Raw genomic sequence first — 12059 nt, 5'->3', positions numbered from 1 at the left:
CAGCCTACCGGTTTGTCCACGCGGCCTAGGAGGCGTCCGGCAGCGACGGCGGGGCGGTGCCGGCGAGCAGCGCCTCGCGCGCGCGCGCGAGGATGGCGCCGCCGCCGCGCTCCGGCCGCAGCACGAACAGCAGCAGGGAGCGGCCGGTCACCATGTAGGGGTGGCCGAACTCGAAGGGTTCGGGCTCGTCCACCTCGGGCCGGTTGGTGTCCTCGAGCAGCAGCCAGCGCTGCCCCGCCGGCGGTTCGGGCAGGGAGAACTCCACCACGTCGTGGTGCGCGTTCAGCACCAGCAGCAGCGTCGCGTCCGAGGCCGGGCGGCGGATGCCGGTGGCCTGGGCGCGGCCGTCGAGCAGCATGCCGAAGCAGCGCGTATTGGGGTCCGACCAGTGCTCCGCGTCCATCTCGGTGCCGTCCGGTGTCAGCCAGGTGACGTCCTTCACGCCGAGTTCCTCGTTGAAGGCGCCGCTCAGGAAGCGGCCGCGGCGCAGCACCGGGAAGCCTTGGCGCAGCGCGATCAGCTTGCGGGTGAAGGCGGCGAGCGCCCGGCCCTCCTCGCCGATGCCCTGCCAGTCCACCCAGTTCAGCTCGTTGTCCTGGCAGTAGGCGTTGTTGTTGCCGTGCTGGGTGCGGCCGAACTCGTCCCCGGCCAGGATCATCGGCGTGCCCTGGGAGAGCAGCAGCGTCGCCAGCATGTTGCGCTTCTGCCGCTCGCGCAGCGCGCGGATCTCGGGGTCGTCGGTCGGCCCCTCGGCGCCGTGGTTCCAGGACAGGTTGTGCGAATGGCCGTCACGGTTGTCCTCGCCGTTCGCCTCATTGTGCTTCTCGTTGTAGGAGACGAGGTCGTGCAGGGTGAAGCCGTCATGGGCGGTGACAAAGTTCACGCTGGCCCAGGGCTTGCGGCCGCGCCGGTTGAACTTGTCGCCCGAGGCGGTGAGGCGGGTGGCGAGCTCCGCCGCCATGCCCTCGTCGCCCTTCCAGAAGGCGCGCACCGTGTCGCGGAAGCGGTCGTTCCACTCCGCCCAGCCGGGCGGGAAGCCGCCCACCTGGTAGCCGCCCGGGCCGCAATCCCAGGGCTCGGCGATCAGCTTCACGCGGTTCAGCACCGGATCCTGACGGCAGGAGTCGAGGAAGCCGCCGCCCTCGTCGAAGCCGTAGGGCTCGCGGCCGAGGATGGTGGCGAGGTCGAAGCGGAACCCGTCCACGTGCATCTCGGTCACCCAGTAGCGCAGGCTGTCGGTCACCATCTGCAGCACCCGCGGGTGCGACAGGTTCAGCGTGTTCCCTGTGCCGGTGTCGTTGATGTAGTAGCGCTTCTGGTCGGGCAGCAGCCGGTAGTAGCTGGCGTTGTCGATGCCCTTGAAGGACAGCGTCGGGCCCATCTCGTTGCCCTCCGCCGTGTGGTTGTACACGACGTCGAGGATCACCTCGATGCCGGCATCGTGCAGCCGCGCCACCATCTCCTTGAACTCGGAGAGGCTGCCGGTGGCGGAGTAGCGGTATTCGGGCGCGAAGAAGTTGAGCGTGTTGTAGCCCCAGTAATTCGCCAGCCCCTTCTCCAGCAGGTGCTGGTCCTGCACGAAGGCGTGCACCGGCAGCAGCTCCACCGAGGTGACGCCGAGGCCGCGCAGATAGTCCACCACCTCCTTGGTGCCGAGGCCGGCATAGGTGCCGCGCAGCCGCTCCGGCACCAGCGGGTGCAGCTTGGTGAAGCCCTTGACGTGCAGCTCGTAGAGGATGGTGCGCTCCCACGGCACGTCGGGCCGCCGCTCCCGCCCCCAGGTGAAGGCGGGGTCCACGACGCGGCAGCGCGGCAGGAACGGGGCGCTGTCGCGCGTGTCGAAGGAGAGGTCGTCCTCGCCGACCACGTAGCCGAACACCGCCGGGTCCCAGCGCACGTCGCCGGTCAGGCCCTTGGCGTAGGGGTCGAGCAGCAGCTTGTTCGGATTGAAGCGGTGCCCGGCCTCGGGCTCATAGGGGCCGTGCACGCGGTAGCCGTACAGCGTGCCGGGCCGCGCATCGGGCAGGTAGCCGTGCCAGACCTCGTCGGTGAACTCCGGCAGCTCGATGCGCTCGATCTCGCGCTCGCCCGTCTCGTCGAACAGGCACAGCTCGACCTTGGAGGCATGGGCCGAGAACAGCGCGAAATTCACGCCGAGCCCATCCCAGGTGGCGCCGAGCGGGAAGGGCGTTCCCTCCCGGACGCGTGAGCGGCGCATCACTTGAGGCGCCCCGCTGCCGTTGCGCTTTCCCATTGTCTCGGTCCCTTCCTGGCAGGCGGCCAGCAGAACAGCGCCGGAGCCGCCGCGTTCCTGCGCCGGCCCCGCGCTGGTTGCACGGCTGGTATTTTTGCGGCGGGCCAGGAACGCCAAGGGGGGCAGGCTGTTGGGGGCGGTCGGACCCGCCCGGACGAGGCACGCCGCCGTGACGCCCTCCGACCACACTCCATTCCAGACCACTGGCCCGGCGAGCGCCTGGCCTGCCGCCGGCCTCGAGGCGCGGGCGGCGGCGGCGCTGCCCGACTTCCTGCTCCGCCAGCGCTGGTATCCGGCCAAGGATGCCGGCCGGCCCGAGGTCGCCCTCGCCACGCTGCTGCCCTTCCCCGTGCCCGGCATGCCCGCCGCCATCGCGCTCTGGCGCGCCACGCCGCCGGGGCGGGCGCCGTTGCTGCTGTTCCTGCCGCTCGCCCTGGTGCCGGAGGGGGCGGTGCCGCCAGAAGCCCGCATCGCCCCGGCGGGAGAGGGGCGACACCTCGCCGACGCCATCGCCGCGGATGCGTTCATCCGCGCCTGGGTGGAGGCGCTGCTGCGCGGCGACGCGGCTGCCGCCGCGGGGCGGCTGCGCATGGGGCGGACGCGCCACCTCGCCGCGGCCGGCCTCGCTCCCGGCGAGGACTGGGCGATCAGGCGCGGCCGCGCCGAGCAGTCCAACACCTCCATCCGCATCGGGGAGGGCGCGATCCTGAAGCTGATCCGCACCCTCGAGGAGGGCATCCACCCGGAGCTCGAGGTCGGGCGCTTTCTCACCGAGCAGGCCGGCTTCGCCGCCACGCCCGCGCTGCTCGGCTGGGCCGAGCTGGAGGGCATGGTGGGGGAGGGCGCCGTCACCCTCTCGGTGCTGCAGCGCTTCGTGCCCAATGCGGGCGATGGCTGGGCCTGGGTGCTGGAGCGGCTCGGCCGCGCCGGCGAGGCGGATGGGCCGCGCGCGCTCGCGGAGGCGACCGGATGGCTGCGCCGCCTCGGCGCCCGCACCGCGGAGATGCACCGCGCCTTCGCCGCCGGCACGGACCCCGCCTTCCGCCCCGAGGCGGTGCGGGAGGACGACCTGCGGCGCTGGCTTGCCAACGCGGAAGCCATGGCGCAGCGTGCGCTTGACGGCCTTGCCGCGGCGGGGGAAGGGCTCGATCCGGAGGCGCGCCCCCTCGCCCGGCGCCTGCTGGGGCGGCGCGAGGCGCTGCCGGCGCGGCTGGCGGCGGCACTGCGCGGCCTGCCCGGCTTCGTCCGCACGCGCCATCACGGCGATTTCCACCTGGGCCAGGTGCTGGTCGCTGCGGATGACGCCATGATCGTGGATTTCGAGGGCGAGCCGCTGCGCCCGCTGGCGGAGCGGCGCGCCAAACACGCGCCGCTGCGCGACCTCGCCGGGTTGCTGCGCTCCCTCGGCTACGCCGCCGCCGCGGCCGGGCGCGCGCTGCCCGAGGCAATGCCGCAGGAGGCGCGCGAGACGGCGCGGCGGCGCCTCGCCGCTTGGGAGGCGGAGGCGGTGCGCGCCGCACGCGATGCTTATCTCGACGCGGCGCGGGGCCTGCCTTCCTGCCCGCAGGAGCGGGAGGCGGCGGAGCGGCTGCTGCGCTTCTTCATGCTGGAGAAGGCATTCTACGAGGTGGCCTACGAGCTGGCCAACCGCCCCGGCTGGGTCGCGATCCCGCTGCGCGGCGTGCTGGCCCTGCTCGAGGCGGGGGAGGAGGAGGGACCGGCGATGCGGCGCGCGCACCACATGCCCTTCGGCGCCGAGCTGCGGGAGGACGGGCGCGTGCGCTTCCGCCTCTGGGCGCCGTCGCATGAGCGGATCGGGCTGGAGCTCGACGGCGCGGCGGAGCCGCTGCCGATGGCGCGGGACGCGGAAGGCTGGCACGAGCTCGTCACCGGCCGCGCGCGCGCCGGCACGCGCTACCGCTTCGTGCTGCCCGACGGGCTGCGCGTGCCCGACCCCGCCTCCCGCCACCAGCCGGAGGATGTGCACGGGCCGAGCGAGGTGGTGGATCCGCGCGCACATCCCTGGCGCGACGCGGGCTGGCGCGGCCGGCCCTGGCACGAGGTGGTGCTGTACGAGCTGCACATCGGCGCCTTCACCCCGGAGGGCAGCTTCCGCGCCGCCATCGGCCGGCTCGACCACCTCGCCGCCCTCGGCGTCACCGCAATCGAGATCATGCCCGTGGCGGAGTTCCCGGGCCGGCGCAATTGGGGCTATGACGGCGTGCTGCCCTACGCGCCCGACGCCAGCTACGGCCGGCCAGAGGATCTGAAGGCGCTGGTGGAGGCCGCGCATGCGCGCGGCATCGCCGTGCTGCTCGATGTCGTCTACAACCACTTCGGGCCGGAGGGGAACTACCTGCACGCCATCGCGCCGCAATTCTTCACCGACCGCCACAAGACGCCCTGGGGCGCCGCGATCAACGTGGACGGGCCGGACAGCCGCCCGGTGCGCGAGTTCCTCATCCACAACGCCCTGTACTGGATCGAGGAATTCCACCTCGACGGGCTGCGGCTGGACGCGGTGCACGCCATCCTCGACGACAGCGGCAGGCACCTGCTGGAGGAGCTGGCCGAGCGGGTGCGCGCCGCCGTGCTGGACCGGCCCGTGCATCTGCTGCTCGAGAACGAGGAGAACCAGGCGCGCCTCCTCGCCCGCGGCGAGGGCGGTGCGCCCCGGCTCTACACCGCGCAGTGGAACGACGACGTGCACCACGTGCTGCACGTGGCGGCGAGCGGCGAGGCCAAGGGCTACTACGCCGACTACAGGGGCGATACGGAGAAGCTCGGCCGCGCTCTGGCCGAGGGCTTCGCCTTCCAGGGCGAGCCGATGCCCTATCGCGGCCACCCGCGCGGCGAGCGGAGCGCGCACCTGCCGCCCACCGCCTTCGTCGCCTTCATCCAGAACCACGACCAGGTCGGCAACCGCGCCTTCGGCGACCGCCTGACCGAATTCGCGCCGGCCGAGGCGGTGCGCGCCGTGGCGGCGACCTACCTGCTGCTGCCGCAGGTGCCGATGCTGTTCATGGGCGAGGAATGGGCGGCGGCGCAGCCCTTCCCCTTCTTCTGCGACTTCGGCCCCGACCTTGCCGACGCGGTGCGCGAGGGGCGGCGGAACGAGTTTGCCCGCTTCCCCGAATTCCAGGACCCGGCGATGCGGGAGCGCATCCCCGACCCGCTGTCCGAGGCGACCTTCGCCTCGGCCAGGCTGCGCTGGGAGGACGCGGCACGCGCGCCGCACGCCGAGTGGCTCGCCTGGTATCGCCGCATCCTCGCGCTGCGCCACGCCGAGATCGTGCCGCGCCTGCCCTCGATCGCCCGGGGCGGCCGCCACGAGGTGCTCGGCGAGGGCGCGGTGCTGGTGCGCTGGTCCCTCGGCGGCGGCGAGGCGCTGGTGCTCGCCGCCAACCTCGCCGCTGCGCCCACGCACGGCTTCCCGCCCGAGGCGGGCCGCGTGCTGTGGCGGGAGGGCGCCTGCGGCGCGGATGGCCGCTTCGGCCCCTGGGCGGTGCGCTGGTCCGTCGAGCCGGAAGGCTCCGCCCTCGACCGCCTGGCCGCGCGCATGGGGATCGAGCCGGAGTTCCGCGACGCCCGCGGCCAGGTGGTGCGCGCCGGCGCGGAGACCAAGCGCCGCCTGCTCGCCGCCATGGGCGTCGAGGCCGTGGACGAGGCGGCCGCCGAGGCCGCACTTGCGGCCTTGGACCGCGCCGGGTGGCAGCACCCGCTGCCCCCGGTGCAGGTGGCGCGGGCGGGCGGGGCGGTGGCGGTGCCGCTGGCGCTGCCCGCCGGCACCGGCCCGCTGCGCTGGCGGCTCGCGCTCGAGGAGGGCGGCGAGCGGACAGGCGAGGCCGCCTTCGCCGCGCTCGACCTGATCGAGGTGAAGGAACAGGACGGCCGCCGGCTGGAGCGGCGGCGGCTGCCTCTGCCGGCGGACCTGCCCTGGGGCTATCACTGTCTTTCGGTGGAGCCCGGCGGCGCGGCGATGCCGCTCATCATCACGCCCGGGCGCTGCTTTCTGCCGCCGGTGCTGGAGGAAGGGCGCCGGCTTTGGGGCATCGCCGCGCAGCTCTATCTGCTGCGCTCGGACACCGACTGGGGCATCGGCGACTATGGCGACCTGCGCAGCCTGGTGGAGCTGGCTGCCGCGCGCGGGGCGGCGGTGATCGGCCTCAACCCGCTGCATGCCATGTTCCCCGACGATCCGGAACATGCCAGCCCCTATTCCCCGGCCAGCCGGCTGCTGCTCAACGTCCTCAACATCGACGTCGCCGCGGTGCCGGAGCTGCCGCATTGCCCGGAGGCGCGGGAGGTCATCGCCTCCGCGGAGTTCCGCGCGCGGCTGGAGGCGTGCCGCGCGCAGCGGCTGGTGGATTACGAGGGGGTGGCGGCGCTGAAGCTGCCGCTGCTCGAACGCCTGTTCGAGTCCTGCCGCGCCGCCGATCCGGCGCGCTGGCGCGCCTTCGAGGAATTCCGCCGAGCGCAGGGCGAGGTGCTGGAGCGCAACTGCCTGTTCCTGGCCCTGCGCGAGCATTTCGCTGCCCGCGCGCCCGACTGGCACGTCTGGCCGGAGGAGTACCGTGACCCCGCCTCTCCCGCGGTGGCGCGCTTCGCGGCGGAGAACCGCCACCGGATAGACTTCCTCGCTTGGCTGCAATGGATCGCCGACGAGCAGCTCGGCGCCGCGGCCGCCACGGCGCGGGAGCGCGGCATGGCGATCGGCCTTTACCGCGATCTCGCCGTCGGCGCCGACCGTGCCGGGGCGGAGACCTGGGCGAACGCCGCCGCCGTCGTCTCCGGCGCCCGGGTCGGCGCGCCGCCCGACGTCTTCAACCCCGCCGGCCAGGATTGGGGCCTGCCGCCCTTCCACCCGCGGGCGCTGCGCGAGGAGGGCTACCGCAGCTTCATCGCGCTGCTGCGCGCCAACATGCGCCACGCCGGCGGGCTGCGCATCGACCACGTGATGGGGCTGCAGCACCTCTACTGGGTGCCGGAGGGCGCGAAGCCCGATGCCGGGGCCTATGTCGCCTATCCGATGGAGGACCTGATCGGCATCCTGGCGCTGGAGAGCCACCGCCAGCGCTGCCTCGTCGTCGGCGAGGATCTCGGCACGGTGCCGGAGGGCTTCCGCGAGCGCATGGCGGCGGCGAACATCCTCTCCTACCGGGTGCTGTTCTTCGAACAGGACGAGGCGGGCGCCTTCCTGCCACCCGCCGCCTATCCCGCGCTCGCCCTTGCCGTGATCGGCAGCCACGACCTGCCGACGCTGCGCGGCTGGTGGGAGGGGCGGGACCTCGACCTCAAGGAGCGCCTCGGCCTCTACCCGGAGCCGGGAGAGGCGGCGCGCCAGCGCGAGCGTCGGGCACAGGACCGCGCCGCGCTGCTCGCCGCGCTGCGGCGCGAGGGGCTGCTGGCCGAGGAGGAGGCGCCGGACATCCCGCGCCTCTCGCGCGCCGCGCACGCCTTCCTCGCCCGCAGCCCGGCGATGCTCGCCATGGCGCAGCTCGACGACCTGACCGACGAGGCGGAGATGGTGAACCTGCCCGCCACCTCGGACGAGCATCCGAACTGGCGCCGCCGCCATTCCATGACGCTGGAGGCGCTGGCCGACCGTCCGCGCTTCAACGACATCGCCGCGATCTTCCGCGCCGAACGCGGCGCCGCGCGGACCGGAGAGGGGAGGGAGCATGTCTGACGCCGCCGCGCCGCCGATCCCGCGCGCCACCTACCGCCTGCAATTCCACGCCGGCTTCGGCTTCACCGAGGCCGCCGCCCTCGCGCCCTACCTGGCGCGGCTCGGCGTCAGCCATGTCTATGCCTCGCCCTACCTGAAGGCGCGGCCCGGCAGCAGCCACGGCTACGACATCGTGGACCATGGCCGCCTCAACCCGGAACTCGGGGACGAGCTGGCCTTCCGCGGCATGGCCGCCGCCTTCGCGGCGCAGGGCCTCGGCCAGGTGCTCGACTTCGTGCCGAACCACATGGGGGTGGGCGGCGCCGACAACCCCTGGTGGCTCGACGTGCTGGAATGGGGGCCGGATTCCGAGTACGCGGGCTGGTTCGACATCGACTGGGACCCGGACCGGCGCTACCTCTTCGGCAAGCTGCTGGTGCCCTTCCTCGGCGACCAGTACGGCGCGGTGCTCGAGGCCGGGGAGCTCGCCCTGCGCTTCGAGGCGGAGAGCGGCAGCTTCGCCGTCTGGGCCTATGGCGCGCACAAGCTGCCGATCTGCCCGCTGCACTACGCCCGCATCCTCGGCGACGCGCATCCGGAACTCGAGCGCCTGGGCGACGCCTTCTCCGGCCTGCCCGACTGGCGTCCGCATGTCGGGCGGCGCGCGCGCGAGCTGCAGGCGGAGCTCGCCCGCCTCGCGCGCGAGCGCGAGGAGGTGCGCGCCGCGGTGGAGGCGGCGGTGGCGCGGCTGAACGGCGAGAAGGGGCGCCTCGACACCTGGCGCGCCCTCGACGCGCTGATCCAGGACCAGCACTGGCGGGCGGCGCATTTCCGCGTCGCCGCGGACGACATCAACTACCGCCGCTTCTTCAACATCAACGAGCTGGCCGGGCTCCGCATGGAGCTGCCGGAGCTGTTCGACCACGCGCACCGCCTGGTCTTCGATCTGCTGCGCGACGGCACGCTGGACGGGCTGCGCATAGACCATGTGGACGGGCTGCTCGACCCCAGGGGATACCTGCAGCGGCTGCGGGAGCGGGCGCCGCGGCCCTTCTACCTGGTGGTCGAGAAGATCCTGGCCCGCCACGAGCCGCTGCGCGAGGATTGGCCGGTGGAGGGCACCACCGGCTACGAGTTCGCCAACCTCGTGCTCGGCCTGCTGGTGGACCCGGCGGGGGAGGAGGCGTTCACGCGCTTCTATGCGGAGTTCGCGGACGGCACCCGACCCTTCGCCGGGATCGTGCGCGAGTGCAAGCTGCGCATCATGCTGAACGAGATGGCGAGCGAGCTGAACGTGCTCGCCCGCGACGCCGCGCGGGTGGCGCGGCGGAACCCGCGCACGCAGGACTTCACGCGCAACATCCTGCAGCGGGCGCTGAAGGAGATCGTCGCCTGCTTCCCCGTCTACCGCACCTACGTGGACGGCGCGGCGGAGCCGACGGAGGCCGACCGGCGCGACATCGACTGGGCGATCGCCCAGGCGCGGCGCAACGAGACCGACCTCGACCCCAGCGTGTTCGACTTCCTGCACCGCCTGCTGACCACCGACCTGGTGCGCGAGCCGCGCAGCGGCTTCAGCCGCCACGCCGTGGTGCGCCTGGCGATGCGGGTGCAGCAGTACAGCGGCCCGGTGATGGCCAAGGGGCTCGAGGACACCGCCTTCTACCGCTACAACCGCCTGGTCGCGCTGAACGAGGTGGGCGGGCACCCCGACCATTTCGGCGTGCCGATCCAGGCGTTCCACCGCGCCAACGCGCAGCGCGCCCGGCGCTGGCCGCATGCCATGCTCTCCACCTCGACGCACGACACCAAGCGCGGCGAGGACATGCGCGCGCGCCTCGCCGTGCTGTCCGAGATGCCGGAGGAATGGGCGCGCCAGGTGCAGGCCTGGAGCCGCATCCTGCGCGCCCGCCGTGGCGACGTGGAGGGCACCGCCCCGCCCGACCGCAACGACGAGTACCTGTTCTACCAGCTCCTGCTCGGCGCCTGGCCGGCGGAGATGACCGGTGCGGGCGCCCCCGACCCCGAGGCGCTGCGCGCCTTCGCCGCGCGTATCGAGGGCGCGCTGGTGAAGTCCATGCGCGAGGCCAAGCTGCACTCCACCTGGGCGGCTCCCAACGCCGCCTACGAGGAGGCGATGCTCGGCTTCGCCCGCGATGCGCTGGACACGCCGGGCAGCAACGCCTTCCTCGCCGCCTTCCTGCCCTTCCAGGAGCGGGTGGCGCGGCTCGGCGTCCGCAACAGCCTGGTGCAGACGGCGCTGAAGCTGACGGTGCCGGGCATGCCGGACATCTACCAGGGCGCCGAGCTGTGGGAGCTCAGCCTCGTGGACCCCGACAACCGCCGCCCCGTGGACTACGCGCTGCGCCGCCGCCTGCTCGAGGAAGTGTCGGAGGCGCTGGCGCGCGACCGCCGAGGCGCCCTCGCCGCCATGCTGGAGGCGTGGCAGGACGGGCGCGTCAAGCTCGCCCTGACCGCCACCCTGCTCGGCCACCGGCGCGAGCATCCGGCCCTCTACGCCGATGGGAGCTACGAGCCGCTCGCCGCGGCCGGCGCGAAGGCGGAGCAGGTCTGCGCCTTCGCCCGCGCGCATGGGGAGGACGCGCTGCTGGTCGCCGCCGCGCGCTTCCCCGCCCGCCTCGAGGCCGATCCCGGCTGGGAAGGCACGACGATCCCCTGGCCGCAGGCGGGCTCCGCCGCGCGGCGCTGGCGCGACCTGCTGACGGGGCAGGCGGTGGAGCGCGCCGGCGACCACCTTCCCGCCGGCGCCGTGTTCGGGACGCTGCCGGTGGCGGTGCTGGTCCCGGAGGGCGGCTCGGGCTGAGGCGGCGAGGCGCGCTCAGGGCTTCAGCACGACCTTGATGCAGCCATCCTCCTTGTCGCGGAAGGTCCGGTACAGCGCCGGCCCGTCCTCGAGGCCGGCGCGATGGGTGATGACGAAGCTCGGATCGATCTGGCCCTGCCCGATGCGGCACAGCAGGTCGTCGGTCCAGCGGTTCACGTGGGTCTGGCCCGTGCGGATGGTCAGGCCCTTGTTCATCGCCATGCCGAACGGGATCTTGTCCAGCACGCCGCCATAGACGCCGGGCACGGAGAGAATGCCGGCGGGGCGGCAGACATACATCATCTCCCGCAGCACGTGCGGGCGGTCGGTCTCCAGCATCACCGCCTGCTTGGCGCGGTCGTAGAGCGAGTCGAGCGTCGCTGTGGCGTGCGCCTCCATGCCCACGGCGTCGATGCACTTCTCCGGCCCCTTGCCGCCGGTCAGCTCGTTCAGCCGCACTCCATGCCCGGCATGAAGCCGTTGTAGAGGTGCAGGTTGGAGCCGCAGATGGCGCAGCTCGTGACGCGGATGATGGCGTCGCGCGGATCCTCGATCCGCGGGTCGGGAACGGTTTCGCAGCGGATGTCGTGCCTGCCGTGCCAGCGGAGCGCGCGCATTCGGTCCTCCTCCCGCGGCGCCGTCGGTCCGCGCCGCGCATCGCCAACGCCGCGCCCGGCGCGGGGTTGACCGGCGCGCCGGCTCGGCTGCGGAGGCGGCCCTACTCGCGCACCAGGATGTAGTTCACGGTCAGGTCCACATGCACGCCCGCGGGGTCGGCGCCGGGTGGGAAGGCGGGCAGCGTCGCGCCGCGGAACAGGTTGAGGGTGCCGGAATCCAGCCAGGCGGAGCCGGAGCGACGCAGCAGCCGCGCCGAGCGCACCCGCCCGTCCGGCTCCACCACCAGCGCCACCCGCGTGGTGCCCTGCTCGCCGAGCAGGGCCGCCGCCTGCGGGTAGCGCAGATGCTCGTCCAGCCAGCGGCGGAAGGCGTTGCGCCAGTCCGGCCCGACCTCGGCGCCGCGGATGCGGGCCTCCGGTTCGGGCGTGAGGCGGCCGATCGCCGGGCCGAGCGCCAGGTCGAGCGGCGGCCGCGGGGCGGCGGGCGGCGCGGGGTGGGCGAGCGCCGCGGCCTCCGGCAGCCAGAGGCCGGGCAGGCGGGCCGGCGGCGGAGAGGGCGGCCGGGGCAGCGCGGCGTGCCGCTCGGCGGCCTCCATCCGCGGCGCCGCGGGTGGTGGCGGCGCCTCGGCCGCAACGGGCGGCGCCTCGGACGGGGCTGGGGGCACCTCGGCAGGGGCGGGGAGCGGCGCCGCCTCC

At 73.8% G+C, this 12059-nt stretch carries 6 protein-coding genes; 2 read left to right on the top strand and 4 right to left on the bottom strand.

Annotated features, from left to right (window positions below):
- Positions 1-25: 25 nt before the first annotated feature.
- A complete protein-coding gene (glgX, locus tag ET526_RS19240) occupies positions 26-2218 on the bottom strand; it encodes a glycogen debranching protein GlgX (RefSeq protein ID WP_240048485.1) in 2193 nt (730 codons plus the stop codon).
- Positions 2219-2423: 205 nt separating this feature from the next.
- Between glgX and treZ the strand changes: the two genes are divergently transcribed.
- Together treZ and treY are read left to right on the top strand one after the other, a co-directional pair.
- The gene (gene treZ / locus ET526_RS19235; RefSeq protein ID WP_135470324.1) at positions 2424-7943 is read left to right on the top strand and encodes a malto-oligosyltrehalose trehalohydrolase; all 5520 of its coding nucleotides are present in this window, start codon (positions 2424-2426) and stop codon (positions 7941-7943) included.
- Positions 7936-10746: a malto-oligosyltrehalose synthase gene (gene treY / locus ET526_RS19230; RefSeq protein ID WP_135470322.1), complete on the top strand. Its 2811-nt coding sequence runs from the start codon at positions 7936-7938 to the stop codon at positions 10744-10746. The genes treZ and treY overlap by 8 nt, the downstream gene beginning before the upstream one ends.
- 15 nt (positions 10747-10761) lie before the next feature.
- On the opposite strand, the gene ET526_RS19225 is transcribed toward treY, so the two are convergent.
- The 3 genes from ET526_RS19225 to ET526_RS19220 all read right to left on the bottom strand — a co-directional run.
- Complete coding sequence (locus tag ET526_RS19225; RefSeq protein ID WP_408869777.1) at positions 10762-11205, bottom strand: MDR/zinc-dependent alcohol dehydrogenase-like family protein; 444 nt, start codon at positions 11203-11205, stop codon at positions 10762-10764.
- Entirely contained in the window at positions 11196-11363 is a 168-nt protein-coding gene (locus ET526_RS22665) for a hypothetical protein (RefSeq protein WP_408869776.1), read from the bottom strand. The genes ET526_RS19225 and ET526_RS22665 overlap by 10 nt, the downstream gene beginning before the upstream one ends.
- Before the next feature lie 101 nt (positions 11364-11464).
- Positions 11465-12059: energy transducer TonB (locus ET526_RS19220; protein ID WP_204623723.1), on the bottom strand; the 595-nt coding region annotated here is incomplete at its 5' end.

The sequence above is a fragment of the Crenalkalicoccus roseus genome (genome assembly GCF_004761865.1).
GTDB lineage: Bacteria > Pseudomonadota > Alphaproteobacteria > Acetobacterales > Acetobacteraceae > Crenalkalicoccus > Crenalkalicoccus roseus.
This window is presented reverse-complemented; position numbering and strand designations above follow the sequence as displayed.